The organism is Bradyrhizobium sp. CCGB12, from assembly GCF_024199845.1.
Taxonomy (GTDB): domain Bacteria; phylum Pseudomonadota; class Alphaproteobacteria; order Rhizobiales; family Xanthobacteraceae; genus Bradyrhizobium.
The window spans coordinates 7,543,762-7,570,683 of sequence record NZ_JANADO010000001.1 but is presented as its reverse complement, the minus strand read 5'-3'; the positions used below and the strand labels follow the sequence as shown (position 1 = coordinate 7,570,683).

At 56.7% G+C, this 26,922-nt stretch carries 22 protein-coding genes and 1 pseudogene; 11 read left to right on the top strand and 12 right to left on the bottom strand.

The genetic code is table 11. The annotated features are described in order from the left end of the window. Positions 1–144: 144 nt before the first annotated feature. Entirely contained in the window at positions 145–1,716 is a 1,572-nt protein-coding gene (locus NLM27_RS34655; RefSeq protein ID WP_254147539.1) for an ATP-binding protein, read from the top strand. A 425-nt stretch (positions 1,717–2,141) separates the two neighbouring features. Here NLM27_RS34655 and NLM27_RS34650 read toward each other — a convergent pair whose 3' ends face one another. The 5 genes from NLM27_RS34650 to NLM27_RS44205 all read right to left on the bottom strand — a co-directional run bounded on the left by NLM27_RS34650 (position 2,142) and on the right by NLM27_RS44205 (position 9,067). Continuing rightward, on the bottom strand, positions 2,142–3,815 hold the full coding sequence (locus NLM27_RS34650) for a RecQ family ATP-dependent DNA helicase (protein WP_254147538.1): 1,674 nt from the start codon (positions 3,813–3,815) through the stop codon (positions 2,142–2,144). 192 nt (positions 3,816–4,007) lie between these two features. After that, positions 4,008–6,041: a DNA/RNA helicase domain-containing protein gene (locus tag NLM27_RS34645; protein WP_254147537.1), complete on the bottom strand. Its 2,034-nt coding sequence runs from the start codon at positions 6,039–6,041 to the stop codon at positions 4,008–4,010. Positions 6,042–6,119: 78 nt separating this feature from the next. Further along, positions 6,120–6,539: a phage terminase small subunit P27 family gene (locus NLM27_RS34640; RefSeq protein ID WP_254147536.1), complete on the bottom strand. Its 420-nt coding sequence runs from the start codon at positions 6,537–6,539 to the stop codon at positions 6,120–6,122. Positions 6,540–6,589: 50 nt separating this feature from the next. Beyond that, the gene (locus NLM27_RS34635; RefSeq protein ID WP_254147535.1) at positions 6,590–7,873 is read right to left on the bottom strand and encodes a site-specific DNA-methyltransferase; all 1,284 of its coding nucleotides are present in this window, start codon (positions 7,871–7,873) and stop codon (positions 6,590–6,592) included. Positions 7,874–8,287: 414 nt separating this feature from the next. Beyond that, entirely contained in the window at positions 8,288–9,067 is a 780-nt protein-coding gene (locus tag NLM27_RS44205; protein WP_375142294.1) for a helix-turn-helix domain-containing protein, read from the bottom strand. 215 nt (positions 9,068–9,282) lie between these two features. Here NLM27_RS44205 and NLM27_RS34630 point away from each other — a divergent pair, with 215 nt between their 5' ends. From NLM27_RS34630 to NLM27_RS34605, 7 genes are all read left to right on the top strand, one after another. Then, positions 9,283–9,846, top strand: coding sequence for a hypothetical protein (locus tag NLM27_RS34630; protein WP_254147534.1), 564 nt, complete (start codon positions 9,283–9,285; stop codon positions 9,844–9,846). Between the two features lie 52 nt (positions 9,847–9,898). Continuing rightward, positions 9,899–10,111, top strand: a complete 213-nt coding sequence (locus tag NLM27_RS44200) for a helix-turn-helix transcriptional regulator (RefSeq protein ID WP_375142293.1) — start codon at positions 9,899–9,901, stop codon at positions 10,109–10,111. 214 nt (positions 10,112–10,325) lie between these two features. Continuing rightward, positions 10,326–10,757: a DUF2924 domain-containing protein gene (locus NLM27_RS34625; RefSeq protein ID WP_254147533.1), complete on the top strand. Its 432-nt coding sequence runs from the start codon at positions 10,326–10,328 to the stop codon at positions 10,755–10,757. Beyond that, on the top strand, positions 10,754–12,133 hold the full coding sequence (locus NLM27_RS34620; RefSeq protein ID WP_256570403.1) for a recombinase family protein: 1,380 nt from the start codon (positions 10,754–10,756) through the stop codon (positions 12,131–12,133). The genes NLM27_RS34625 and NLM27_RS34620 overlap by 4 nt, the downstream gene beginning before the upstream one ends. Next, on the top strand, positions 12,130–12,585 hold the full coding sequence (locus NLM27_RS34615; RefSeq protein ID WP_254147531.1) for a hypothetical protein: 456 nt from the start codon (positions 12,130–12,132) through the stop codon (positions 12,583–12,585). Before NLM27_RS34620 ends, NLM27_RS34615 begins: the two co-directional genes overlap by 4 nt. Before the next feature lie 186 nt (positions 12,586–12,771). Beyond that, positions 12,772–13,131, top strand: a complete 360-nt coding sequence (locus tag NLM27_RS34610) for a hypothetical protein (RefSeq protein WP_254147530.1) — start codon at positions 12,772–12,774, stop codon at positions 13,129–13,131. A 268-nt stretch (positions 13,132–13,399) separates the two neighbouring features. Continuing rightward, complete coding sequence (locus tag NLM27_RS34605; RefSeq protein WP_254147529.1) at positions 13,400–14,344, top strand: CarD family transcriptional regulator; 945 nt, start codon at positions 13,400–13,402, stop codon at positions 14,342–14,344. A gap of 66 nt (positions 14,345–14,410) precedes the next feature. On the opposite strand, the gene NLM27_RS34600 is transcribed toward NLM27_RS34605, so the two are convergent. Together NLM27_RS34600 and NLM27_RS34595 are read right to left on the bottom strand one after the other, a co-directional pair. Beyond that, positions 14,411–17,197, bottom strand: coding sequence for a DNA methyltransferase (locus NLM27_RS34600; protein WP_254147528.1), 2,787 nt, complete (start codon positions 17,195–17,197; stop codon positions 14,411–14,413). 303 nt (positions 17,198–17,500) lie between these two features. After that, positions 17,501–17,986: a hypothetical protein gene (locus NLM27_RS34595; RefSeq protein WP_254147527.1), complete on the bottom strand. Its 486-nt coding sequence runs from the start codon at positions 17,984–17,986 to the stop codon at positions 17,501–17,503. Positions 17,987–19,308: 1,322 nt separating this feature from the next. Between NLM27_RS34595 and NLM27_RS34590 the strand changes: the two genes are divergently transcribed. Beyond that, positions 19,309–19,509, top strand: a complete 201-nt coding sequence (locus NLM27_RS34590) for a hypothetical protein (RefSeq protein WP_254147526.1) — start codon at positions 19,309–19,311, stop codon at positions 19,507–19,509. 61 nt (positions 19,510–19,570) lie between these two features. Here the strand turns inward: NLM27_RS34590 and NLM27_RS34585 are convergent, their stop codons facing one another. Both NLM27_RS34585 and NLM27_RS34580 read right to left on the bottom strand, forming a co-directional pair. Then, on the bottom strand, positions 19,571–19,912 hold the full coding sequence (locus NLM27_RS34585) for a response regulator (RefSeq protein ID WP_254149003.1): 342 nt from the start codon (positions 19,910–19,912) through the stop codon (positions 19,571–19,573). 42 nt (positions 19,913–19,954) lie between these two features. Next, positions 19,955–20,944 carry a sensor histidine kinase gene (locus tag NLM27_RS34580; RefSeq protein ID WP_254147525.1) on the bottom strand — a complete coding sequence of 330 codons (990 nt, stop codon included), beginning with the start codon at positions 20,942–20,944 and terminating at the stop codon, positions 19,955–19,957. 131 nt (positions 20,945–21,075) lie between these two features. Here NLM27_RS34580 and NLM27_RS34575 point away from each other — a divergent pair, with 131 nt between their 5' ends. Then, positions 21,076–21,351, top strand: coding sequence for a cold-shock protein (locus NLM27_RS34575; protein WP_254147524.1), 276 nt, complete (start codon positions 21,076–21,078; stop codon positions 21,349–21,351). Positions 21,352–21,842: 491 nt separating this feature from the next. Further along, the gene (locus tag NLM27_RS34570) at positions 21,843–24,206 is read left to right on the top strand and encodes a PAS domain S-box protein (protein WP_254147523.1); all 2,364 of its coding nucleotides are present in this window, start codon (positions 21,843–21,845) and stop codon (positions 24,204–24,206) included. A gap of 1,167 nt (positions 24,207–25,373) precedes the next feature. Here the strand turns inward: NLM27_RS34570 and NLM27_RS34565 are convergent. From NLM27_RS34565 to NLM27_RS34555, 3 genes and pseudogenes are all read right to left on the bottom strand, one after another. Further along, positions 25,374–25,613, bottom strand: a complete 240-nt coding sequence (locus tag NLM27_RS34565) for a hypothetical protein (protein ID WP_254147522.1) — start codon at positions 25,611–25,613, stop codon at positions 25,374–25,376. A gap of 108 nt (positions 25,614–25,721) precedes the next feature. After that, positions 25,722–25,970, bottom strand: coding sequence for a hypothetical protein (locus NLM27_RS34560; RefSeq protein WP_254147521.1), 249 nt, complete (start codon positions 25,968–25,970; stop codon positions 25,722–25,724). A gap of 380 nt (positions 25,971–26,350) precedes the next feature. After that, positions 26,351–26,561: pseudogene (locus NLM27_RS34555) on the bottom strand (cold-shock protein). Positions 26,562–26,922 lie beyond the last annotated feature (361 nt).

Sequence of the window (26,922 nt, the reverse complement as noted above, 5' to 3'; positions counted from 1 at the left end):
TGCGCGGCGCTGCTCTGAAACGGCGCTGGCGGTGCGACTAATTCCCTGTTGACGTACTGCAATATCCCACCCCAACCAATAACTTCCGCGCGCAATTATCTGCGATGCCCGCTATACATGCAAGAATTTGGTGAGGGAATTTGAATGAAACGCCAGGTGGGAAAGCTGGATGCTGTACCGTCCAAGCGGCTCTTTCTTTCGATCATCGCCGACTATGATCTGAACAAGTCGATTTGCGAGCTGGTCGACAATGGTTTCGATGTCTGGACCCGAGCCGGCCGGAAAAGCGCTATCAATATCAAGCTAAGCCTCGACGAAGAGCAGGGTACAATCCGGGTAGAGGACGATGCCGGCGGTCTGGCTCGCGACGAGTTGCGCTTCATTGTTGGACCAGGTCAGTCCGGATCATCCTCGACGGACGAGACTATCGGCATCTTCGGGGTCGGAACAAAACGTGCAGTGGTGGCGCTCGCAGAAGACATCAAGATTCGAACGCGGTACGGCGACGGAGGGACGTACCAGGTAGAGTTTGATGAGACATGGCTCAACGATGACGACTGGGAGCTGCCGCTCTTTAGCGTCGACGCTATTCCACCACGCACAACCCACGTTGAGCTTCAGAAGCTGCGTGTGAAAATCTCCGATGATTCTCTTGAACTCCTTCGGAATCATCTCGGCGCGACCTACGCGAAGTATCTTACCCGCCCTGGGGTATCGCTTGAGCTTAATGGCACGCCGGTGATGCCGCGCTTCTTCGATGATTGGTCGTTCCCACCCGGTTACGAGCCGCGACACTATACGGGCAAGCTTGAAACTCCGAAGAACCGCATAGTTGAGGTCGAAGTCCTAGCTGGCCTCAGTAGCGAATCCAGCCCTACGGCCGGCGAGTACGGCGTCTATTTCTACTGCAACGACCGACTGGTGGCTCCCGCAATGAAGAGCTTCGATGTTGGGTTTACGCGCGGCCAAGCCGGCCTTCCGCACCCGAAGATTGCCCTAACAAAGGTAATTGTATCACTTCGTGGCGATGCCGGCGAAATGCCATGGAACAGCAGTAAGTCGGACGTCAGCACCAAACATCATGTCTTCGTTGCACTTCACGATTGGCTGGTTACAGTGGTGGCCGATTACGCCAGAATCTCGCGCACGTGGATGGGTGACTGGTCCGATAAGGTTTTCGCCTACAATGTTGGTAGGATCGTCGATGTGCCGATCGCCGACTTCATCACCGCGCGAAGGTCTTTCCTTCCTGATGCTCCGAAGTCGAGACCAAGGCTTGCAGAGCGCATGGCGGCCAAAAATCTTCGGTTGGTCAAGCGAAAGCCCTGGGTAAAGGGTCTCTACGAAGGGGTGGTCGCTGCAACGACGGTTGCTAAGCAGCCGCTAGAACAGGCGAACTGGTTTTCATTCAACCTGCTAGATCTGACTCTCACCTCGGCCTTGCGCGCATACTTGGTAAATGAATTAGACCCTGGCGTTGATGAGAAGGACCTAAAGTTGCTTTTGCGGCGCGCACCGCGGGTGCCGGCCGACCTAAAGACCTCTATCACTCTGCCAGACGACGTCTGGGTGCAGATCGAGAATATGGCCAGACGGCGCGAAGCTCTTACCTACGGACGTGCGGATCCTGTGATCACCGATACCGACCTCCATGAAGCTGAAGAGCTTGTCAAAGTGGTTCTGATGAAGCTCTACCATATTCATCTGGATGCGTAGCCTCTCGCCTCTGTCGTGGAGAGTCCAGCATCGGACCGCTGTGACGCTCGAAGTGCATACGACGCCCATCTTAGTTGCGGCCAATTTAGGCCGGTGGCTGCATAGCCACGTCGTTGCCGATTGCCCGGCGCTCGCTCTGGCTTTGAGACAGAAGCACCATCTCGAAAAGCATGCTTCAGTTCGTCGAATTAACACGCTTTGAATCGCCTTTTGAATTGGAGCATCCGCAATCGATGACATGGCCCGCACTATGGCGTCTTTGACGCGACCGAAAGGGTAAATGCTGGGATACAAATCCCGCCTCAAAGTCGCTGATCAAGTTCGGAGCGAAAGCGATTGAGCGCGACTACACAGCATGCGCGCCCAGGAGCGGGCGTTCGCAAATGAGATGTTATGGAAGAAGTCGGCCTACGGCCGACCGGCAACTAGTCGCACAACACTTTGCTGACGAAGGCGAGCGGCCCCTGGCGGCTGATGAGACGCTGCTGGCACGAATCGCAACAATCTGCCCTCTGCTGCCGCACTCCGCGATCCGCAAACACGAGTTCTAGGAGCCAAGTTGAAAAGCTCCTGCGTACAGCTCGCCTGGGTCCCGTGAAATATCCAACAAGAGCCTCCCGGAAGCATCCCTGGCACGTCGTTAGGCGTGCCATTCGATCGATCTGAGTGGCCTTGTGGTTTGACGCGGCTAAGGCCTCGGCAGGGGACAATTGGGCGTTCCCCACCGCCCGATCAGCCATAAACTGCAAAAGACCGATACCGCGCCGTGTATTGCTCCGATCGTGCAGCAGCACTGCAACAGAGGCTTTGCCATCTCGGCCGGCGCGTCCGAATTCTTGAAGATAGTCCTCAATGGAAGATGGATGCTGCCAATGGATGACCAAGCGAACGTTTTTGATGTCGAGGCCCATACCGAACGCGCTCGTACAGATGATTCGATCGACCTCCGGCCGACTTTCCCCGGAGAATCTCTTCAAGAGCTGCTCCCGCTTCCAGGCGTCACCGAGCTGCGAATGATAGAACGGCGTTCTTAAACCCTGTTCGCTAAGATGCTTTTGTAGCGCCTCCCCAATCTTCCGGGTTGGTACGAAAATCATCACCTTACCGCGACTTGGCATACGAACGCGACAAAGCTGCGCGATAACTCCAGGACGTTCGTCGACTGCCACGCTCCATCGACAAAGCGCAATGTTGGGTCGGTCAACTCCGCGCACGAATACTTGCGCGTCCGGGATACCGAGCGACTTCAGGATGCGTTCTTGCATGTCCTGTCCAGCCGTCGCCGTGAACGCCAAAACCGGCGGTGACCCCAGCGCTTCGCGAACCTCCTTGAGACGGCCATACTCCGGCCGAAAATCCACGCCCCACTGGTCAACGCAGTGAGCTTCGTCGATCACCAAAAACGCGGGCCGAAGTGACCGCAGCAGCTGTTGCTCATTGAGATTTCGAACAAAGAACCGTTCCGGCGCCGCATACAGCAACTTAATATGGTCGCTCGCCAACAGCCGGTAGCGAAGGCGCTTCTCATCCACGTCAATGTCACTGTTGATAAAGCTGGATGGAATCTTGCGCCTCAGCAACGCGGAGACCTGCTCGCCCATGAGCGCTTTCAAGGGAGACACGACCACGCTGACCTGCCGTCGCAAAACTGCCGGCAATTGAAAGCACAGCGTCTTGCCAAAACCCGTCGGGCTGACAACCAGAATCGATCGACCCGCAAGGGCTGCTTGGATGACCGCCAGCTGACCGTCCCGAAAGCGATCTAAGCCGAATAACCGGAGCGCCGGCCCGAAGTTCTGACCCTCCTCGGGGACCTCACCCCGGCGATCGAGCCATCGGGCCAGTCTCACGGCCCACCGTTCGATGGCGCGGCGACCTAGTCCGGCAGCAAGTTTGGGATGATGTGCCGCATGACAGCCGTCGCACAGCGTCACCAAGTTTGAAGGTTCATCGGTACCACCGGCCGATCGTGGAAGGAGATGATGAATGTCAGCGTCACCGCGGCTGCATGGCGTCTCGCATTCGACGCATTTAAATTTGTCGCGCCGAAGGATGCCCTCTCTAACCTTGCGCCAATCTCCCTCGACTGCTCCCGTCAAAGCCCGTCTCGCTTCTCGATATCAGAATGTCGAGCCCTGCCACGATGGCGTCGAGTGCTCCCGACGGACGCCTCCCGACATCAAGGCTGGATTACCGAACCGGCCCGAAAAAGGGAAGCGCTTGGCGAGGTACAGGCTTGCGGCGGCCTGGCGCACGGGTAGCGCGGCTTGGCCGGATTCGGAAAATAGAAGTTATGGAAGAAGTGAGCCGTCGACCGAGTGCCGAATGGGCTGCGCCCCGCAATCGACCAGGTAATCAGCTAGCCGGTCCATCTCCAACGGCGATCTGGTCGGGTCCGCCTCGTCTCCTAGAGGCACCCAAATCACCATTCCCTCACGTGCCCTGGTCAGAAGAACACGATACTTGTTGATCGTGTACTCACGCTCCCTCGGCCGCCTCACGTTGGTCCAGTTGGTGCCGCGGAACGTCCGCGGCAAGAGTTCACCCTCGCATAGGGTCAGGTCCCACCCCCAGCAAACGGCTACCCTGTCCAGCTCGAGGCCCTGGCACTCGAATTCCGTTGCCGCAGTCTCCAATGCGAACGACGATCGCAAATCACCTCGCGGCGCGGTGAACCATTCAGCGTAGTCCAATTCCTTCCTGAACCCCGCCGCAACTTCGACCCCATATGGTCTCAAGCGAGAACAGCCCGAACTCGCGACCAAGCCGAAACGCCTGGAGCCGAGGGTCGTCTTGCGTAGCCACGCTCTGGCATCATCGAGGCGCCTGACGAGGGCTATCGGAAAGCCGGTGTGATCTATGTGTTGGCGGGCATCTTTGGGACGTCCCGTCAGTACAGCATCCACCCAATCAGCATGCTCAGACGCACGATGACTGCGGATTGAGCTGGTCAGATGCATACTTGGCCACACCTCGGCATTCACGCCCGCGGCGTCCACACCCGCTCGCTCTATTGCAGAAGGGCTACAGATGAGCCGCCAATCGGCGTAGGACTGATTTCGAGCGGCGATCCATTCTCCAACACCAGCTTCCCCATCATGGATCTCCTGCCCGCTTCCGCAGAGGGCCACGACCATGACGCCCCCTGCATGGCGGTTCATTACTTCCAGGATCTGAGCCGGTTCCGAAGTTGCCGTAACGGGTGGAGACAATTCAGACACGGCACCAAAGCTACGCTGTCGCGCCGCCATCTTCTGCATCTTGGCTGCATCCCAGGCGCGCTGCGCTTCATCAAAAATCACAACGCTCTCTGACGGCGGCGATTCGGTCTTTTGGGCTTCGGCAAGGTACGCATGCACGCTATGGAGCAATGATTCGGCATGTCGCTGCGCGATAGCTTTGGTGCAGCCCTGATGATCCTTATAGTCTGCCGCCAAAGCAGCTTTCAGGACCTTCAACAGTGGACCGTTTCCCGACAGGAAGACGCTCCGCCAGCCGGCTTGCAGAAATTCCGGACTGTGCGCGATACGAAGTCCGGTTAGCGTCTTGCCCGCGCCGGGAACGCCCGTGAGAAGGCACAAAGTCTTTTGGCTCCGCTCGCGAGACTCTCGCGCGATACCCTCGATCGCCCTCATAGAGCGATCGATCGTATCGCGGTCGGCCAGCGCGGCGTTGATGTCGTCCGAGCCGTGCTTGTTGAACAAGCTCACCGTGGTTTCAATGACTCCAGGAATCGGTCGATAGGAACTCGCGCACCACCGCACGTGCGAAATATTATCAGAAGTCCCCTTCCTGTCGCTGTCCGCGATGCGGGTCAACAGTGCCGCGAAATCCGCCTCACCGACGCACTGCGTATCCTCGATCAACGTCGAATCGGATGTAGGCACCACCTGACTGGACTGCGCCTCCGTCGAGCACACGATGGGAACGATCTTCCTCCCTTGGCTCTCCGCGTGATAGTAGGCCAGATCGAGGCAATAGTCGGCGACTTGAGCCAAAGCATCACTCGTCGCTGTGGCGCTCCCTGCTTTAAACTCAACAACTGCGATAGTTTCGCGAAATAGGAAGGCAGCATCCAACCGCTTTTCTCGGCGGGGGATGCGGTATTCCAAAACGATGCCGACATCTGAGTATCGTACATCTGCGATGATGAGCTGTTCGCAAGCCGACTTCATCAGCCGGACGGCTTCACCCCACGACCATCCTTGTTTGTGAGAGAATTGGCTGAAGCCAGAAACTGCATCACTTCGAACCAGGCGGGCGAAAATCGCATCGTCCGACGTAGTGAGAAATTCCTGAGCCGTATAGCTCGCATATGCGACCATCTCGAAAACTTATCCCGTCTTATTTGCACAACCGTTCTAAACTACTGGCCGCGAAAAGCGCGAATGTCCACAGGGCGCTCAGATCTCTCCATCGTCCCCATCAAAGAGTGGTAGCTGATCTTGCGAAGGCAAGGATATCCGACTGCGACTTGCGGGCGTGAAACCGAACTCCGACGCGATCCGCATCATAATCTCCGCCTGTCGGTTGGCGATTGCTAGGTAGGGTGATTGTATCGGATATCCTGTCGGTGATTTGACCATCGTGCCGAACTTCTGGATTTGCTCCATCGCTTCCGCCCACATCGCATATGCGCCGCAGTAGGTAGCCAGCGCGCCGCGGTCTAGGTGAGTTATGAGACCAAGTTTGGAAAGCTCGCCGGTCAGCCGCATCCATTCGCGCTTGGCAACCGAATTGAGTTCCGGTGGGCATTCGGGTAGCGCGGGTTCGGGCCGCGGCTCGTGCAAATTGAGGGGACGCTTCCCCGGATTACCCGTCAAAGACTTGATCCTCGTTGGTTTTGGACGACGGCCCCGCATGTCCGTTCCGATCACGCCAGCCGATCACGAGCGCCGCCTGCGGACTGCGTCTCCTTCTCCAGGAGTTCAAAGCACGTGCCATCCCGTTCGCGAATTGCTTTTTCACCTGTAAAGGCTTGCCAACGGCGGATCGCGACATCGACGAAAAATGGATCGATCTCGGATGCCAAGCAGATGCGCCCACACGATTGCGCCGCGATCAGGGTCGTTCCGCTTCCAAGAAACGGTTCATATACCGCCTGTCCGGGACTGGAGTTGTTCAGCATCGGCCGGCGCATGCATTCGACCGGCTTTTGGGTCGAATGCTTGGTCTCGGCATCCTGCCCGCCGCTGCTGATATTCCAGACAGTCGTTTGCTTGCGATCGCCAGTCCAGTTACCCTTCTTCCGTACCGCATACCAGCAGGGCTCATGCTGCCAGTGATAGTCTCCCTGGCTCATGACTAAGCGCTCCTTAGCCCAGATGATCTGCGCGCGGATCGAAAAGCCGCTCTTGAGAAGGCTTTCGGCTACGATGGTCGACCGTAAAGCACCATGCCAGACATAAGCGATCTCGCCTGGGTATAAGCCCCAGGTAGGCGCCCAGTCGGCGATCTCGTCGTTGCGGATTTTGCCGGTCCGCTTGGAATTGTTGACGCCGCGACGATGACGCCATTCCGGGTCGTACTCGACGCCATAAGGCGGATCGGTGACCATCAATTGAGGCAAGACTCCAGCCAGCAGTGAACTGACGAGAGCTGCATCTCGACTGTCGCCGCACGCAACGCGATGGGGGCCGAGCTGCCAAATGTCTCCAGGTCGGGAGACTGCGGCCTCAACGACCGAGGGGGTGTCGTTCTCGTCGGTTAAGCCGCTCTCGACCCGCGAAAGCGCGGCCGCCAACTCCTTCTTGCTGAAGCCAATAGAGGCGAGATCGGCTCCCAAGCCGGATAGATCCGCCAATTCGAGGCTCAGCATCTTGCTGTCCCAACCGGAATTTAGCGCAATCCGGTTGTCGGCAAGCACCAACTGACGGCGTTGCACCTCGGTCAATCCTCGGAGGACCACGACCGGTGCCTCTGTCAGGCCAAGCTTGCGAGCAGCGGCCAGCCGGCCGTGTCCCGCGATGATATCTGCATCTTCACTGACGAGGATCGGATTCGAAAAGCCGAAGGCGCGAATGCTGCCGGCGATCTCGGCGATCTGAGCCTGACTATGAGTGCGCGCATTGCGCGCGTAGGGGATTAGCCGATCAAGCGGCCAGTATTCGATTTGAAGTCGCGCGTTCGCTTCTTCTGGGTACGTCGCGTGTGTCATGTCTTGTCTCGGCCTTTTGCACATTGCCATGTCATCGGACACCCCCCTCCCCCCTAGGGAATTTCGCGACATTTTTTCCAAACCACGGCCGTTGTTTTGATTCGTCTTTTTTTGCGCTGGTCTGCCGGTGTTCACCTTGCCGCGAAGGAAAATAATCGTCGATTTTGTTGGCTGCTTACGAAGTTGAGGCAGACAGCGAGGGAGGCATAACGAACTGCGCCGAAAAGACCCTGCACCTTCAGAGGGTTACAGTCTTTAGCTGCCCACGCAGATGGTTGGTTCGGTGATGGGCCCGAAATACATCCATCTACAGGCTCAAAAGTTTGCCTGCGCAGGAAAAAAATCCCTGAATGAGAGAGGCGCCGGTCCGTGCTTGCGCGCAGCCCTGAGATTTGACCCGCCCCCCCGGTCTGACTATTCACCACGATCTCCCATCTTCACGGGACTATCGCGGTAGCGCTGCAGGACAAGTCGCAGCCCAGCACCGCGACAGTTGAGTTCAGCTTCCGTGGCAGCACTACGAAGTGGCTCGTCAATGAAATCGACGATTGCTCCGTACACCGCTACCTTCGTCGACAGCTCACATCGGAGATTATCGCTCCATCGCCGTTCGGCAGCGATACGCGCTACGTTTGAGGAAGACATCGTCGTCACTCTAGAATTGGATGCTTTGAACTCCTTCCTCGGCAACTCCGTCGTCAAGCCTCTAGCTGGCGCTGCTCGCGCGGCCGAACCCTCAGGACGTTTGGCTGCTAAGGTTTTATATGGTGGATTCCTAGAATAGGTTTGGTGGCCATGCCCGTCACCCTCAGGATGCCGCGTCTGTCCCGTCGAAGGTGACACATCGAGCGACGCGAACTTCTGCTTCCGAAACTTGCGTCGAGCATTCCACCGATCTTCGGCTTCTCTAAACGAGGACCAGATTGGCTCGTAACTATTACGGTGGAACTTCCCACCGTGTCGCACCCTCCGAAAGAGGCTCAACCGTTCCAGACGAGCGACCGCACGCATAACCGTGCGACGGCTCATGCCAATAAGATCAGCGAGCGTATTGAGGCTCGGGTCGCACTGTCCGGTGCGACGGTTGAAATGATCAATTAGCGCCCCAGCCACCCGCTTTTCTGCTCCAGAGAGCTCGGCAGCCAGATTTATGACCTTATGAGCAAGGAGCGTCTCTAGTGGAGTGACTGACATGCGAATCCCGTCTTCATTACGGACGCAATCAGAGGCTCCTTTGTACCAGATGGAAATTGTGAAGATCGACTACTACTATGTAAAACGATTATTCTTGATCGCAGGCTCTCGAATATTATCGTGATGACGAATCATTGCGGGGGTTTCGAGCCATGGTAGTGCATCGAACGCGCTCAGCAGCTGACCCTAGACAGCGTCAGCTCGATAATTTGCAAATGGCGACTGATGCCGGCATCGAACTCGCGCCAGCAGCCGCGCTTTTCTTCTGCGATCGCCATAAGGTACCCGTTCCCGATTGGCTGGTGAGTCATGCTGCTCGCGGATACTGCCAGCAATTGGGGCCCAGTCGACCTAAGAACCGAGGCCGCTCGTCTGGCATCGTGGACCGTTGCCGTCAGGATATGATCGATCTGATGCGTTGCGACACTGTTCGAAACGCGCGCTTTCAGCAAAAAAGATTTAGCGAAACGCTCAAAACGGATGCGGACGCACCTCCTAATGTGCTCGAGCATCCAATGAAGATGTCAATCTGGTACGGACACGATTGGCTAAGGGCCTACGAATGCGCATCGATGATCCTCAAGAACACGCCTGCGTTCGGCGGACCAGATGCAATGAAGGCAAGCTACTGCCGCGTCGAGCGCAATATGGTGCACCCGAAAGAGTCTTGGCGATACTTCCTGTTCGAGCCCGAATTTCTCGAAGCCATTGGGCTCGATCATCCCAGCCGCTGGGGCCAGTCTAGTAAATGCGCGCCATTGTATCACCTGACGCTATAAGCGACGTCTGACAGCTTCCTTGGCACAAGACGAATCATAGTCGCCAAGGAGCATGAAGGTGCATCAAGAACAAAGCCGACGGCTGCGGGCCATTGAAGCAGCAAAGTACCTTCGCGTAAGCCGATCCACGCTCGCCAAGTGGCGCATGGCCAAGATCGGGCCGCCCCACCATCGCTGTGGGTCTCGCCTAGTTTACTATTTCGTGCATGAGATCGATGCCTGGTTAGCCACCTGCGACGCCGCAGTAAATGGTCAACCACGATGATTCAACAGGATCGTGCGGCTCCGAGGACAAACCTCGCAAGTGGTGATCGTTTCTCCGAAATTGCTGAGATTCTGGCGTGCGGTCTTGCACGCTTGATGAATCGAAAGTCCAGTCAAGTTTCGGAAGTGAACCGGGAAAACCCACTTTACTTCTCGTCTTTCCAGAGCGTTGGTCGACCCGTTCCGCTGAACGGAGAACGGCCGTGAAATCGTCCATGCTGGCGCAATTGGCCGCCCTTAGGGGCGCCCCCGCCCCCGTTCTAAAGGCCCGCTGGCGGGAGCTTTTCGACACCGAGCCGCCCGCCTACAACCGGCGCTTCCTGGAGAGCCGACTGGTCTACCGAATACAGGAATTAGCCTATGGCGGCCTCAGCCGGGAAACCACCGAGCGGCTCAAGGCCATGGCCAAGCAGTATTCCGACCAGAAGCCGGCCGACCGCAAGACCCGACCGCTTTTGCGCCCAGTCGCCGGGACCAAGCTGATCCGCGAATGGGAAGGCGTGGAGCACTGCGTCACCGTTCGTTATGACGATTTCGAGTATCTCGGCCGTCCCTACAAATCCCTGTCCTCGGTCGCTCGCCAGATCACGGGCACGAAGTGGAACGGCTGGATCTTCTTTGGCCTGAAAAATTCGCTCGGCAAATGACGTCCCGACAATCGCAAAAGCGCCGAGCCGTCCCATGCGCCAGTCCATTCGAGCGAGCAGCCTCGGGGCACTCCCCAATCCGCAAAGTCCGCTGTGCGGTGTATACCCGCAAGTCGAGCGAAGAAGGCCTCGACATGGACTTCAACTCTCTCGATGCCCAGAGAGAGTCATGTGAAGCTTACATCGTGAGCCAGCGAGCAGAAGGATGGATGGCGGTTTCCGACCGCTACGATGATGGTGGCTTCTCGGGCGGCACCCTCGATCGACCAGCTCTGAAGCGACTTCTTGCTGTTGTCCAGGCCGGCAAGATCGACGTCATCGTCGTCTATAAGATCGACCGGCTTTCGCGGTCGATGCTCGACTTCCTCAATCTTGTCGAGCTGTTTGAACGCCAAGGGGTGACGTTCGTGTCCGTTACTCAATCCTTCAACACCAAGGATGCCATGGGTCGGATGGCGCTGAATATCCTGGTGACGTTTGCACAGTTTGAGCGCGAGCTTATTGGGGAGCGCATCCGCGACAAGGTCGCGGCCTCTCGCAAGCGTGGCAAGTGGATGGGCGGCTGGACACCACTCGGCTATGAAGTCCGCGATCGCAAATTGCTGATTCACCAAGCTGATGCCGAACGGGTACGGTCGATCTTCCGGCGCTTCGTACAGCTCAAATCTGCAACCTTGCTGGCTCGAGAGCTTATCGCTGCTAATGAGCGCACTCGGTACGGCCATCTCATCGACAAGACGCTGCTGTATAGAATTCTTCGTAACCGTGTCTATCTCGGTGAAGCAGTTCATAAGGAACACTCTTACCCAGGCGAGCATGAGGCGATCATCGATCGCAAGCTCTGGGATCAGGCGCACGGTATTCTCAAGGAAAGCCCGCGCAAGCGCGCGAACAACAGCCGGGCTCAAACCCCCGCTTTGTTGAAAGGCTTGCTCTTCGGTCCTGACGGTGCCGCAATGTCGCCAACGCACACCCGAAAGTCGGGTCGCCTTTATCGTTACTACATCAGTCAGACTGCAATGAAGCAAGGCCGATCGGATTGCCCGGTCAAGCTGGTGCCCGCTGCCGAGCTAGAGCGCATCATCATTGATCAGGTTCGTATGCTCCTTCGGTGTCCTGAAATTATCGTCCAGACCTGGCGCGCGCTGCGCGAGCAGACCGTTGAGGTCAGCGAGAGTGACGTACGGAGCGCGTTGTTCGGCTTCGACGAGCTCTGGGACGAGCTGTTTCCAGCCGAACAGGCGCGCATCGTTCAGCTGCTCGTCGAACGCATCGACATGCATGCCGAGCGAATGGACATTACCTTGAAGATCCAGGGCCTGACCTCGCTCTCCGCGGAACTGCAGCCGCAACTCTTTCAGCAGGCCGCGGAATGAACCGACCGACCACCCTCACCCTCGGTCCCATTAGTCGACCGAAGCTCAGCCGTGACGGCCGAACGATGGTCGTGAGCATCCCAATTTCGTTCCGCCGGCAGGGTGGACGCAAGCGCGTGGTTACCCCGGCAACTGCCGAGGCCTGGCCCCCGTCCAAGCCTCAGCTCGACAACACGTTGATCAAGGCGGTGGTGCGCGCCCATCGCTGGCGCCACATGCTCGAATCGAACTTGTTTAGTTCGGTGCGAGAACTCGCCAGGGCCGAGAAGATCAACGAGTCCTATCTATGCCGGGTGCTTCGGCTCACCCTGCTCGCACCGAGGATCACGGAAGCCATCCTGAACGGACTGCAGCCGGACGGGCTTGAGCTGGCGCAGCTGTTGAAATCCATCCCAGCTGAGTGGGACCAGCAGGAGATGCTTCTCCCGCCAAAGGTGATCCGGCGAGCTTAGGTAGAGGGCAAAGAATTATTCCGAATGCGAACAATTCTTTGGACCGGCGGATTCCGCACATCGAATGTTATGGAACCTCGACCGCTCGCGTGACGGCATGGGACTGCGATTGGTACAAGGGACAGTAGCAAAATGGGTCGAAGATCGCGCGCTTTAACCTAGCCATACCGTGACGGGGTAGATGCCATGCCGAACAAGAAACTCTCACCCGAAGGCGAAGTCATCGCCGCGCAGGGCGCCGCAATGGTCGCGGCATTCCAAGTCCTTATCAACTGCTTAAAGGAAAGCGATGCGCTGTTGCCGGGGCAGTTTTCCGAAGCTCGGTGTCTACATGGAAATGGTGAAGGGCCGAACGGGTGGCGTGAACGATATGACGCTCGCAGTGCTCCACGACATTCGGGCGGCTACGTTAGACTAGACATCGATCTTTGGTCCCCCGGGCGGCTCGGGACCCTCTGGCGCCGCGCGGAAAAGATTCCGGTATTTCGGCTGCTGACGAAGGCTATTCCGTGGTTTCGCGTGGAACCTAAACGTGCTTTCTTATAGCGCTTCAATCAATAGGGGCGGCAAAATGAATTGGTCCTGGACTGTCTTCTTCATAGCGCTCGTTCTGTGCACCATCCTTTCGCAGTTTGCTCGGGGCGCCACGAATAGCTCGAACGTAGCGAAGTATGGCTCGCGCGCAGACTATCGCGCGGAGCCAAGCAAAGCGATACTCGGATCGATATTCGCCGGTGCCATTTACGCAGCAATCGCGACTGCGGTGGTTGGCTTTATCTTTTAGATCGTCGCGCCTCCTATACCGGAAGGGGAAATGATGCTCTACGGCGTCGCTATCGTCATCGCTGCAATCGGTCTCTATTGGCTGTGGGGCATGCGCAAGATGGTCCGGATGAACAATGATCCGGGGCAGTTGATGTTAGCCAACCTCCTGCTCAAGGCAGGCGCTGGAGACGACACAGCATTATTATCGTTCATTCGCGAGGAGCGATGGACTCAGGTCCAGATCGCCGACCGCATTGCGCATGCTCTCTCCTTAGCCCAAAGGATTTTCGCGCCGAGCGACTATTTCAGCGCAAAAGCCTATGCAAGTACATTGCAGGGTCGTTACGAGGCATTCCAAACGGGACAGCGTTTAAGGTCATTGGCGGCCGTTTCTCGTGAGGATGTCGCCTCAGGCACCGGCGGCCCGCCCCGACACGAAATAGAACTGCAGACGAATTCACCCGCGCCACCTCGAATCCGCGAGCGGCAGGGCTTTGAGGTCAACGAGTTTGTCGTCTACCCCGCTCACGGCGTCGGTCAAATCCTTGCAATAGAAGAGCAAGAAATCGCTGGAGCGAAACTGGAGTTGTTTGTCATCAACTTCATCAAGGATAAGATGACCCTCCGCGTTCCTACAGCAAAGGTCGCAAATGTCGGAATGCGCAAATTGTGCGATTCTGGAAGCATTCAAGACGCGTATCGCGCTTTGGATCAGCCGCCTCAGATGTCCGAAGCGACATGGGCCCAAAGGGCGCAGGAGTACGAAGCCAAGATCAATTCAGGAGCTATCGTTGCCATCGCGGAAGTGGTCCGTGATCTATACCGGCCAACCTCAGGCCGGGAACAGAGCTACAGTGAGCGTCAGTTGTATGGGGCGGCACTTGATCGCCTGTCCAGAGAAGTTGCCGTCGTCGAACAGCTGACAGAAGAGGAAGCTGTCAAGCGGTGTGAAAGCTTAGTGATTGCTAGCGCACTATTGAGGCGGCACGACTAGCAGCGCCCGATTCTTGTTTCCCCATGAGGGGCGAGATTGTTTGAGGCGTTCTGTGACTTCGGCACGCTAAGCTTTAGACAGGCTTTTCCTTCCTGCCGGCTTGAGTCCAGCGGTTATTGGCGCAACTAGAGCTTCATAAAGACCAAATAAATGCTCGACGCGCTCTCGATCTTCTGCGAAGGCCGCGGGTCGGTAGAGCCGATCAACCGCTAAATCCAACGCCTGGTGCGCTCTCCGAAGAGGCGACGGCATACTGTCTGGATCATATAAATCGGCAAGCGTTGCGCCGGCATGCGCGGCGCGCGCGTCTAAGATCGCCTGGGCTAGAGAGCGAAGCCTTAGTTTGACGTTTTCGTCAGCGATTGGCCATGGAAAGGAGTTGTATACGATACCTATCGAGTACCGATAATCGCTCTTTAAGCGGCCGCCGATGTTGCGCAGCCAAGACATATGCATTCTCGATGTGAGAATCGCAAACTCCCACAGATCTGCATTGAGAAGCGTCTGAACCAAGTTGCTCGGTATCGTTGGCGCCTGGAGAAATCCGATGGGAACATACTCTCGCCGCTCAGAACTCACCTCTGGAATGCAGAGAAAGTCCGAGGTCGGAACGGTCGTGACTTCGAAGGACGTAGGCAAGTCGGCCAGTGCCCTTGTTTTTGCTTTTTTACTCCCTGCGCGAAACCTCTTTACCGCGGCAATTCGTTTCAGGGCCTGTGGCATGCTGCGCAACGTCTGCGGACTAACCCCTTCCAGGCGAAGGATCCAGCGATTTCGCCCGTTTATGTATTCGACTGATCCGATGAAGGGCCGCATGTAAGGCGCCGCAGTCGGCTCAAGCTTCAAAAACTCGCTTCGTTGCTCGTCGTTGAAGATATAGTGGCCGCCGTCTACAATCTTTGATCCCATCCTCATCGGTCTTGGCGCAGACAGCGGAGTTCGCCGGTCGTCAACCACCAAGTGGCGGTTTCCTAACCGACTCGCATCGAACAAGTAGGGGGCTAGCGATGCATGGTGGCTCTCGACCGGATCGCCTTTCAGATCACTGTACGAAAATAGCCTCTTTTGCTGTGGCTCATCACTTCGCGGCGTAAGTCCCAGTATGACCACGTGAACGTGCGCGACGCCTCTTGCATCGGACCCCCACGCAAAAGTGCGATGTGCAAAAGCGATTTCGAGATGGTGTCGCTGAAACAAGATGGGCCATAGCTGAGCGACTTGCTCGCCTTGCGTAATCGAGTTCGTGGCGACGAAACCGATATGCGCTTTCGAGGACCTCACATATTCTCCAGCCTTGATAAACCAGCCACTCACATAATCCAGCGATCCGCCTCGCCCGCTGCCTACTAAACGTGCCATCTGTTGTCTTTGAACGGCACTTTGGAAGCTTTGGCCTATGAAGGGCGGATTGCCCAGAACGAATGAGCACTCGCTAGGCGACAATACCTGGGCCCAGTCTTTCTCTAAAGCGTCGGCGCAGTGAATATGCGGAGAGTTCTTAAGCGGGATACGCGTGAAGCCTTCACCAAATTCAAGGCTGAGCCGATTGTTCAGGATGTGATCCATCATCCAAAGCGCTGTCTCCGCAATGAGAGCCGGGAACTCACTGATCTCAATTCCATAGAACTGGTCTACGTCAATTCTAGACAATGCTTTTACATCTAGAACTCTTTGTCCTTTTGGATTGAGCAACTTTAGTAGTTCGATTTCGAGCATTCGCAGCTCGCGGTAAGCAATGACCAAGAAATTCCCGCAGCCGCAGGCGGGATCAAAGAATGTCAGTTTAGAGAGCCTGTCGTGAAATGCCCGAAGCTCGGCGTCCCGTCTCGTGCCTCGATGGATACGCAATCTCTCTAACTCAGCTCTTAAATCGTCGAGAAAGAGAGGTTGAATGACCTTCATTATGTTTTTTTCAGTAGTGTAGTGCGCTCCGCTTGCTCGGCGTTCCTTGGCATTCATAACAGATTGAAACAGCGATCCGAAGATTGCCGGCGAGACGGCCCCCCAGTTGAATTCGCAGGCTTCAATAAGAAGTGCGCGCATCTTCAGATCAAAGGCCGGAGTCGGAAGACGCTCAGCGAAAAGTTGTCCGTTTATATAGGGGAAGGCCGCTAAGTCTTCGTCCAATGTCTTCTGACGTTTTGATTCGAGCTGGTTCAGCACGTCGAACAGCTCAATCAATGTTCGTCCGGTGTCGCTGCCATCTTCCTGGGTTCGAAGCTGAATGAGGTCGAGAAAGATGCCCCGCGGCTCAAAGATGCCGGTATCGTCAGCGAAAAGGCAGAATACAAGTCGGACCAATAACCTTTCAAGATCGTGACCATCATATCCAGCCGCCTCCAAAGAATCATGCAAACGCCCCATGATTTCTGAGGCTTCGACATTGACAGGGTCCTGATCTTTAAAAGAGCGCTTTTGAACGCCGAGAATGAATCCAAATTGCTCGATGTTCGCAGGCAGATCAGAGAGGCGAAATGCAACCGCCGAATCCTCTTCGAGATCGAAAAGTTCGAACGTTTGGAAATCTGAAACTAGAATGAAACGCGGAAGCTCCGCATCTCTCAACCCAGGGAAATAGTCGAGCGCTTGGCTCTTCGCCCTGCTTAGGTCGAGCCCGGCACTTTTTTGCTCGACCAGGAGGACGCCTTTCCAGAATAAATCGATGAAGCCACGTTTAGTACCTAGTAGTTTTACAGGCTGTTCAAAGCTCGCGACCTTGCGCCGCTTGACTCCAAAGACTTCGAAGAAGTCATTATAGAAACTCTGGGTCTCGCCTTTTTCATAAGCCGCGTCGGCCCAGTCGTCAGCAAAACGAGCTGCGCGGGCTCGGATTTCATTCCAAGAAAGACGCATGCTTTAGCTAGACCCCTGTTCGTCGATGATATCGGGGGGTGGCTGGCTCGATGCGCTCCTTAGATGCGCAATCCGAGGTGCACACAAGAGCCGAGGAGGTGCGGACGGTTAAACTCTGCTCGGCGTGAGTATGACTAAGGCACGAGCGTGACGCTTGCCGTTTGATTTTCATCTGCACCATATATTGCCCCCGAATCAATTTCCCCGGCGCATTGTAACCGCAGGTAGCTTTCGGCCGAAATCGCGCAGAAGGCGCGAGCAGGGCTCAGTGCCGGCGCGACGAAGAAAATTCCGGAATTTGGGCTATTGCAGTTCTTCGCGGGCATACTTCCCAAGTGCCGACAGCAAACCCTCACGCTTTTCCATATACGGTTCGTATACCTCCGGCCACCCGTCGTTTAAGCCGGCGATGTCTTTGTTGAGCCGCTTATGCGCTCCCTTAGCAATCCAAACCTCCAACTGACTTGCGGCGACGTCCAACTCCGTGACCAACTTGGAGAAGCGCGGAAAATAGATGGAAGTAATGGATTGCACCTTGGCGAAGGGCGTCATTGCCGCCGGGATGGCTTCCCCGTACACTTTTCGATTTCGCTCGCATTCCAACCAATTGTTAAAATCATAAATGGCCGCAACCAGTTCTTCGAGCTTATCCGCGCGTCGTTTCTTCGCATCCCGCCGTTGTTGCGCGACATCGCGAATGATCGTCACCACCGAACCGGCAGTGGTGCCCGCTAGAGTCAAAAGCCCGCCGACCACCACGGGCCACAACGACGCGTCTGATGCAGCCATAGAATTGCAACCCAGCTCCGAGCGCTCGGCACCCATTATTGGGTGGTAAATCGTGGGGAACTGACTCGCAATCTCTTGAAACCGGGACCCTTCTCCCTGAGAGTCCCTAGGCGAGTCGGCAAAGCTCGATTCGCATCCGTGGCGGCAGAGCCGGTCAACTGCCAAGTACGATCCGGCTCCGCTCGCCCGTGGCGATCCGCGTCAGTAACCTGACGGGACCAGCAAACGGCTCGTTGGGGAAACCCTTCGGGCCGTTTGTTTTCGAATTAGGACGATTCGTCCCGAACATTCCCGTACACTAGGCGTACAGATCATTCTGTAAAGCACTCGTTGTAACCAACTCGGTTACATCCACTGTGCTCTCACAAACATTATCAAAATCATCACCAAAACCATCATCGCAACAATCACGCACACCGCACCAACAGGCACGAGCGTACCTTCACCGTACCTACTGACATGCGGCCGATTTGCGAGTTCGACGTAAGTACTTGAAAAGGCTGGTGCCGCAAGAGGGATTCGAACCCCCGACCCCGTCATTACAAATGAAGGGGCCTTTGGGTGAGCGAGAGGGATCCAAACCGCCGCGCAGCCAAGCCGTTGATTCTAGAGAAAATGCCGTACTAGACCGATTTTGCGGGTTCAAAGATTCGGAGAAAATTCGGTTCTCCAGATGCATTCAGGCCCTTCTTGGCGCACCCTTGGGAATTCTCCGTGCGCGGGAATGCAGGAAAACAGCCGAGTTTCTGGCCAGTCTGCGGCTCAAGGTACGAAACGCTTTTGATGGGGTGGCGGAGGGAGAGCACCTGGCTTCGAACCTTCTCCGTCTTCCAGCACATGTATACGCAATGAATCGTGCTGGGCGCAGCAAAGCGCAAATCCGGTCGACCATTCAGGTCGAGGCGTTCGACCGCCTCGCGGTCTTTGGAAGGCGTTCTCAGCTGACTAACCTAAGCCGCGGGAGCAAAAATAGTGGTCCAAGAGCCCAAAAAGTCCCGTAGTGGCTGAGAACGAGAATCACCAGGATGCGGGTGCCCCATCAACAGCCATTCTCGTTTGGAGCAAATATTCAAATTCCACATGGTTCCACCTACCATTCGAAGACGACATGCGAACGTCCCAGCCACCGGTTCTGCACGCCTTGTCGTTTTCTTCTGGAGCCGGTGCGGCCGCTGCCAGTTTGCGGCCTCAGTCGCCTGGTTTGAAATCCGCGAACTGAATGCAGGTCATTAACTTATGAAAATGCCAGGTCGTTTTCTCGCTACTTAAAGTCTGAAATCTAAAACCCAACGGTTAGGACCCGTAAGCTCCGAGGTTGTGCTATGCAGCGTCGTCGCCGATTTAAGCAAATCCTGTCACTCGAAGAACGACTTGCCCGAGAGGCCCAGCGCCTTCGCGTAGAAGCTCAATCGCTTCCACCTGGTTTCAGACGAGACCAATTGCTCCGCAAGGCCCGACAATGCGAGACCGGCTCGCACGTGAGCGAGTGGCTGCACTCGCCGGGCTTACGGCCGCCGACCTGATCCGCTTCATTCTCTGGATCGGCCTTTGCAGCCCATGGGACGCAAGCCTATTGGGCCATGCTCACGCGCGGGATAACGCTCCGCTGAGGACTTTCAGGAGAAACTCCGGCCTCCAGGATTTTCCAACGTTGACTGCATCGCGCAGTGCAGGCGCGGCTTGGACATCGGCCGCACTGTAACCGCTGGCCAGAATGAATGGCACAGACGCTGCTCGGAGGACTTCCGCCACAGGAGTGACCCATTGCCCTCCAAGGTTGACATCGAGGATGGCAGCGTCAGGCCGCTCTGCCCTCAGCATCGCCAGAGCATCATTTACGTCTCGGGCAGGACCGAGCACCTGATAGCCGGCAGCCCTTAGAACAGTGTCAAGCTCCAATGCGATGAGGTACTCATCTTCGACCACCAATATTCGGGGAGCGTCGTGCAAGATGTGTTGTCCCCGGGTTCAAGACTCCACAGGCGCAGTGATGTGAACCCTTAAACCGGTTGGCTCATACTTCAGTTCCACCGCGCCGCGTAAGCCCTGCACGGCGCTGAGGTCAATGAGCCTGGAGCCAAAGCCCGAGCGAGTTGGCGGCGTGACGGGCGGGCCGTTTTCCTCTCGCCAATCGATGTGAAGAAGGGATTTGCCCTCCTCCTCCGAAATGCGCCAGCTTAGGTGAACGAGCCCTCCGGGCTTGGAAAAAGCTCCGTATTTCCAGGCATTGGTGACGAGTTCATGCAGAATGAGGCTCATCGGCATGACCTGTCGTGACTTAAGATGGACTGCCGGCCCGGCGATCAGCCGGCATCGCTCCGGACCTGCGGCCTTCAACAATTGCTCAACAAGAGCGCTCAGGTCGGCTTCAGCGCTGCCGGCCAGCGCGAGGGTCTCGGCCTCGGCCACAGCTTGGAACCGTCCCAAGAAGGCGTCGCGGTACTCCTTGGCTGACCGGCCTTCCACAACGGTCTGGTTGGCAAGAGAGCGCACGATCCCGAGGAGGTTCTTCATCCGATGGCGCGTTTCAGCGAGGAGAATCTCCCTTTGGATCTCGCCGTGGCGTCTGTCGGTCACGTCCTCAAACAGGATCAGAATGCTCGTGCTGTTATTATCGGGGTGAACCAGGCGACGCGCGCTGACCAGCATCGTGCGCCGGCCGATGGTTGGGAACTCGGCGGCTACCTCATATCCAACGATGGCAGCAGACTTGGGAACGATCTCGCTCACGAGCTGCCTGAGTTCGGGGATGTCCCATTGACCGTCACCAAGGGCGAATAGGCTGCGTCCAACCGTGTCGTCGCGTCCCACCCTGAACGTCTCATAAAACCCGCGGTTGGCGCTAAGGACGCAACCCGTCTGGTCAAGCACCAGGAGAGGCTCCTCCAGGGTGTCAACGATCCCTTGCGCCTGAACGTGTTCGCTGCGCAGAAGCCGGTACAAGTCTTCGAGATTCATCTTGCCGCCCACCTCAGGATGTTCCCCCTAGGCTAATACGGCGCGTGATCGTCCACAAACCAAATTCGGCTACTTTGTAGGTACCTCGTGCTACTAAGGCTACCCACGTAGTTCCCTTAAGATTCGATGGATTGAAATTTCAGATGATCGCATGGGGGCGAGTGTCTTGGTTCAGGCTAGACAAGAAGTTTGGCTTCGTTGAGCTGGAGGGAGGCATCGGCGATGCGTTTCTCCATGTTTCGGTTCTGAAAGCCGGTGGCTATGTGACCATCCCTGCGGGGACAACCATCCGCGTCCGAGTGGAAACGCAAGCGGATCGACGGCGGGTTATCGAAGTGCTCTCGATAGACACCAGCACCGCGCTCGCAGGCGAGCCCGCTCCTGTGAGAAGCAAAAAGGCTGATTGAGGCCATCTCATTACCCCTGGCTGACCTCCGCTAAGCGACTCGCACTGTCGACTTCCCAGCAGGGCCTCGACGAGCGCCAGGCGCTTGATCTTGCGACGGAGCGATCTTGCCGTCCGTGCCAAAGCCGTCCTTCCCGATGTCCATGCGATCCAGGCCAGGGGCTGTGTGGTGGTGTCCATGGGCTGCTTCTCCGGTGCTGCGGGGTAGTATTTGCAGACTATCCCCCGCGGAGGAAGCAGCCGGTCCATCCCATTAGCGGACATTCAAAGCTGATGGAAAGCTGGTTTCGGTGGGCACATTCCGCAGGCCGATCGTTTTTCGGTAGTGGCGGCGTAACCCTAGGCATGTGGCTCGACTGTTTGGGAGACTTGGGGCCGCTCTGTCGTGGTTCATTCGCAACAGTTACGCCGCGGTTCGATGGAACCGAAAACGATTGATCGGCGTTTCAGTAGCTGTGTCCCAACCCACACTGGGGCTGGGATAAGATTCGAATGGAAACCTCAAACCGCTTCGAAGCCGCACAAACCACCGAGGGCCGCTACCGGCTTCTCGTCGAAGCGATCACTGATTACGCGATCTACATGTTGGATCGCGAGGGTCGCGTGACCAGTTGGAACCCCGGCGCTAGGCGCTTCAAGGGCTATGAGGCGGATGAGATTATCGGTCGACATTTCTCGACCTTTTACACCGACGTTGAGCGGTCGCAGAACGTCCCTGCCCAGGCGCTGGCAGAGGCTGAGCGCACCGGCCGCTTCGAGCGCGAAGGGTGGCGCGTCCGCAAGGACGGCACGCAGTTCTGGGCCCATGTTGTCATCGACGCGATCCGTTCCCCTCAGGGGGACCTTGTCGGCTTCGCCAAAATCACCCGCGACCTGACCGAACGAAGGGCCGCAGAAGCAAAACTGCGCGAAAGCGAAGAACAGTTCCGATTGCTGGTTCAAAGTGTTACCGACTACGCGATCTACATGCTGGATGCCGGCGGCCACGTGGCGAGTTGGAACGCAGGTGCGCAGCACATCAAAGGCTATGCCCCTGAAGAGATCATTGGTCGGCACTTCTCCGACTTCTACACGGAAGCCGATCGTGCCGCTGGGCTTCCGCGTATTGGTCTAGAGACGGCAACCCGAAACGGACGCTGGGAACACGAAGGTCAACGGGTCCGAAAGGACGGCACTGTATTCTGGGCAAACGTCGTGATCGACGCCATCCGTGACGACGCTGGCAAACTCCTCGGCTTCGCCAAGGTGACACGGGACATCACCGAACGCCGCGAGGCGGAAGCGGCACTCCAAGCCGCGCAGGCGACCATGATCCGTTCGCAGAAGCTGGAGGCGATCGGGCAACTCACCGGCGGCGTCGCTCACGACTTCAACAATTTGCTGCAGGTCATCAGTGGAAACCTGCAGCTGCTAAGCAAAGATATCGCTGGCAATGCTCGGGCCGAGATGCGGGTCCAAAGCGCCCTCGGAGGTGTGGCCCGCGGTTCGAAACTTGCCTCTCAATTGCTTGCCTTCGCGAGGCGACAGCCGCTAGAGCCCAGAGTGGTGAACGCCGGCCGTCTAATCAAGAACATGGACGAGATGCTTCGTCGCGCCCTCGGTGGGGAGATCGAAGTCGAGACGGTGGTCGCGGGTGGGCTGTGGAACAGCCTCGTCGACCCGGATCAACTGGAAAATGCGGTCTTGAACCTCGCGATCAACGCCCGCGACGCGATGAAAGGCGAAGGCCGGCTCACGATTGAAGCAAGCAATGCCTTCCTCGATGACGAATATGTCCGGCAGCATGACGAATTGTCTGCGGGACAATACGTGATGATCGCGGTGACCGATACCGGCACCGGCATTCCACCGGACATCCTGGAACGGGTCTATGAGCCATTCTTTACAACCAAGGCGGAGGACAAGGGTACGGGACTCGGCCTCGCTATGGTTTACGGCTTCCTCAAGCAGTCCGGCGGACACGTCAAGATCTACAGCGAGGTAGGCGCCGGAACCACGGTGAAGCTGTACTTCCCGCGAGAGGTTGCAAGCGAAGACACTATGGTCGGGACTCCGACTGGCGAGGTTCAAGGCGGAGAGGAAACCGTCCTTGTGGTTGAGGACGACGAAGAGGTTCGCGAGGTCGCGGTCTCGATGCTCACCGAGCTCGGTTACCGCGTGGTCAAGGCGCGAGATGCGGCGAGCGCGCTCGTCGTCATCGACAGCGGCATTCCGATAGACCTTATCTTCACCGACGTCATGATGCCTGGCAGCCTGCGTAGCCCGGACTTGGCGCGAAAAGCCAAGGAACGATTGCCGAATGTCGCCGTGCTTTTCACATCCGGCTATACTCAGAACGCCATCGTGCACGGCGGGCGGCTCGATCCCGGGGTGGAGCTCTTGGTCAAGCCTTACACGCGCGAGGCGCTCGCGCGAAAAATCAGACACGTGTTGGGCAATCAAGCTCAAAGGCGCGTCGCTCAGGGATCGCAACACTCGGCCAATGAAAAGACCTTCAAGGACGCGACCGTGTTGCTCGTCGAAGACGACGACCTCATCCGCCTTACGACGACGGAGATGCTGAGCGACATCGGATGCAAGGTAAAAGAGGCCAGCACGGCGCAAGAGGCCATGAATATCCTGGATGAGCAACCCGTGGACATTTTACTTACGGATGTCGGCCTCCCTGGAATTTCAGGTCTGCAACTCGCAAGGCACGCCAAAGCGTGCCGGCTCGATCTACGATTGATTCTCGCGACAGGTGACAGCGGAGTGAAAGCTGAAGCCGCGCGATTGGGCGCGATATTCATGGTGAAGCCTTATACCCCGGAGTCTCTTCGCCGGGGTTTGGAACACGTGATGAAGCAGCGTCGCTGAATAGATGGGATCTCGCTTAGTAGGTCGAGAAGGGTGCAGTGTGAAGAGCGGCGAAACTTGATTCCCCCGGATCACCTTCTAACATTAACGCCTGTGGCAGGCGGAAAATTGTTAGGAATGCTTCCGCGAGGTTTCCTTTTCGCCCACTTTCCGCCATGCATGGGCATGGCAAAAGTAAAAGTGAGCTTCAAACCAGTTCGTAAATCTGAGGGTAACTGGGCTATCATCGCCGAGTACCCAGGTGCAGAACTCCGAGAGATAACGGGCTTCACGAGCAAAGCCGATATTGACGATTGGATGAATGGAGAGCGTCGGATCGCTTGGCTCCGATCACAGGGCTACGCGAAGTGACTTGATAACTCCTTCCTCCGGCTATCGCGTCCGTCTGACGCTGCTGGCTCGCGCTGAAGGTCTGGCTATCACCTCTATTATTCAATCTGCCCTCAACCAAAGCCGCCATTCTCGCTGGCAGCCGGGGCTCTCTGCGGCAAGTGGGCGCTGAACGCTTTTGGCCCGTGGAGAACTCTCGCGGCCGGACGTCCGACGTGCAAGTTGGCAGCAGCTGTTAAGATGGCCATCAGAGCTATATGCGCAATGCGCTATGATCAATGGATGCAAGAATCTTACGCAAACGGCGGTACCTCGACCAGCGTTCCGATCAATCGCAACAATGCTTGCTGTTCGGGTCCCTTCCCGTCACGCAAGAACTCGCCCAACTCGACGTGAGACAGCCGGCCACCAGAGGGCGCATTGGGCTGGTGGATGATGAAAGCGTAACCGTTTGTCGGCTCGCGTGCGATGAACCAAGCATCGCCATTTGGGCTTCGATAGAGCTCCCGCCGGTCTGACATTTTTCCTCCTAGCTGCTGCCCTGGGGGAGGCCGATGACGCTTGAGGAACGGGAGATCACTGAAAATACGAAAGTTGATCTTCCGTAACGACGCGCTCGATGTTCTCGGACTTGCACTTGATACGGTACCTAACGCGTCCATCGGACTCGATGGGCATGTGCTGTACGATCGTGTAAATCATCGGCGGTTCAGTTGCGGCGCGTCCTTGTGGGCCTTGAGGATGGTGGCGAACGTCTTCATTCAGCTTATAGGCATATGACATGTCTTTTACCTCAACGTTTACGGCTCTATCTGACCCTTGTGCCGTAGGCGGAATCTAGTCCGCTAGAATGGATTTCGTAGCCTCGAATATCTGTTCCGCTGTGCCCTTGATCGTGCCCTTCGCCCAGGCTTGAAACACGGTGACGTAGGCATTCTTGTACGCCGCTTCGTCTGCAGAAAAGTAGACTTCGTCCGTGGCGACATCCAAGACAAGCGCTCCTGTATCGATGCAAATTTCCTCGATAAGTACCAGGCGTTCTTCTTGTTCGGCCAGATGACGTTTTACGATGCTCATTGAATCTCCTGCTTTGCACTGAACATACCACGTTCCGGATGCACCCACGCCTAATGAAATGCCGACCTGGTCGGCGGAGGGATACCCGTCGCCTCGAATTGGACCATCTTACCCGGGTAATCTGTAAACATCCCCCGGCCTAAGCTTTAGCTCTTCGAACAGCCTTTGCTGCTCTTGCGTCAGGGGTTGAACCACGACTTCAGCCGTCCAGCCTTCGGGGACGGCTGCGAGTACCAACGTCACCGCCTGACTTGGCTTGGCAAACGCAATCCAAAACTGCTTTACCGGCTCGTTCGCAGACAAATCGTCCGCTGTCACTTCGACGATAGTGAAGGAGTTGCCGAATGACTCTGCCATGAACGGCTAATCCAGCCATAGGCTACTGGTTCAATTTGCCAGCTGCAAATCATCCTTCAGAAGGGAATGCCGAACGCGCGCACCGACAGGATCGGTGATGAGAATCGAGCATCCCCGTTTATCCCGAAAGACAAGACAAGCCACTGCGAAATTCAATTTGGGCGATTGGGTTCCGAGCCCCGCTCGTCTGCCTTTTCAGTGTTTTTCTCTTCGCAGCTAGGTTGACCCCAGGTGGCGACTGTCGAAGTGAAGCGCCTAGGTCTACGGTCGCTTCATGGATTGAAGTAAAAAGACCGCTCCCGATGACTCAGGCGCGGGGCGTGACCACAAGCTCTGCCAGTACATCCGTGGCTAGAGCGACAGGTCTGTCGCGCTCTTAACTAAGCAGCACGAAGGTTTTCGGCAGCGGACTTGCCCGTGCGACGGTCTGCGACGACGTCATAAGACAGCGTCTGACCTTCACTGAGAGCCCCCATGCCGGCGCGCTCGACGGCGCTGATGTGAACGAAGCCGTCGTTGCTACCGTTTGATGGCTGGATAAAGCCGAAGCCCCTTTTGGCTGTTGAACCACTTCACTGTACCTGTATTCATCAGGTCTTCCTTTCGTATACGCGCAGGATTTGGCGCGCGGAGTTGCGGCCAACCGTCCAGTTAGTCGATGTTGGAGAATGTCCGAAACGTGCGCGCCGTCAGGATCTGAGGCGAAAGCGGAACAGTTGTTCGGCCAGTATCGATGCGACAGACGTTATACCAGCAGTTGAGAGACTTCAAGAAGAAAGCCAGCGGTGCGTCACATCACTGCCGGTGTGTTCGATCCTCATCAAGAGCACCTCAACCCGGCGATTGATCGCCGGCGAGGCCTTGAGTGGTGGGAGCCAGATAGGCATTTGTTGCCTGAAGTGACTTGGATCAGCATGCAGCTTCGCAGGGTTCCAAATGAAATTGCGAAAGC

Bases quoted from the DNA above. Each gene is read 5' to 3' on its own strand.
- NLM27_RS34655 (WP_254147539.1), top strand. From the start codon at position 145: ATGAAACGCCAGGTGGGAAAGCTGGATGCTGTACCGTCCAAGCGGCTC.
- NLM27_RS34645 (WP_254147537.1), bottom strand. From the start codon at position 6,041: ATGGTCGCATATGCGAGCTATACGGCTCAGGAATTTCTCACTACGTCG.
- NLM27_RS34635 (WP_254147535.1), bottom strand. From the start codon at position 7,873: ATGACACACGCGACGTACCCAGAAGAAGCGAACGCGCGACTTCAAATC.
- NLM27_RS44205 (WP_375142294.1), bottom strand. From the start codon at position 9,067: ATGTCAGTCACTCCACTAGAGACGCTCCTTGCTCATAAGGTCATAAAT.
- NLM27_RS34630 (WP_254147534.1), top strand. From the start codon at position 9,283: ATGGCGACTGATGCCGGCATCGAACTCGCGCCAGCAGCCGCGCTTTTC.
- NLM27_RS44200 (WP_375142293.1), top strand. From the start codon at position 9,899: ATGAAGGTGCATCAAGAACAAAGCCGACGGCTGCGGGCCATTGAAGCA.
- NLM27_RS34625 (WP_254147533.1), top strand. From the start codon at position 10,326: ATGCTGGCGCAATTGGCCGCCCTTAGGGGCGCCCCCGCCCCCGTTCTA.
- NLM27_RS34620 (WP_256570403.1), top strand. From the start codon at position 10,754: ATGACGTCCCGACAATCGCAAAAGCGCCGAGCCGTCCCATGCGCCAGT.
- NLM27_RS34615 (WP_254147531.1), top strand. From the start codon at position 12,130: ATGAACCGACCGACCACCCTCACCCTCGGTCCCATTAGTCGACCGAAG.
- NLM27_RS34610 (WP_254147530.1), top strand. From the start codon at position 12,772: ATGCCGAACAAGAAACTCTCACCCGAAGGCGAAGTCATCGCCGCGCAG.
- NLM27_RS34605 (WP_254147529.1), top strand. From the start codon at position 13,400: ATGATGCTCTACGGCGTCGCTATCGTCATCGCTGCAATCGGTCTCTAT.
- NLM27_RS34600 (WP_254147528.1), bottom strand. From the start codon at position 17,197: ATGCGTCTTTCTTGGAATGAAATCCGAGCCCGCGCAGCTCGTTTTGCT.
- NLM27_RS34595 (WP_254147527.1), bottom strand. From the start codon at position 17,986: ATGGCTGCATCAGACGCGTCGTTGTGGCCCGTGGTGGTCGGCGGGCTT.
- NLM27_RS34590 (WP_254147526.1), top strand. From the start codon at position 19,309: ATGCAGCGTCGTCGCCGATTTAAGCAAATCCTGTCACTCGAAGAACGA.
- NLM27_RS34580 (WP_254147525.1), bottom strand. From the start codon at position 20,944: ATGAATCTCGAAGACTTGTACCGGCTTCTGCGCAGCGAACACGTTCAG.
- NLM27_RS34570 (WP_254147523.1), top strand. From the start codon at position 21,843: ATGGAAACCTCAAACCGCTTCGAAGCCGCACAAACCACCGAGGGCCGC.
- NLM27_RS34565 (WP_254147522.1), bottom strand. From the start codon at position 25,613: ATGAGCATCGTAAAACGTCATCTGGCCGAACAAGAAGAACGCCTGGTA.
- NLM27_RS34560 (WP_254147521.1), bottom strand. From the start codon at position 25,970: ATGGCAGAGTCATTCGGCAACTCCTTCACTATCGTCGAAGTGACAGCG.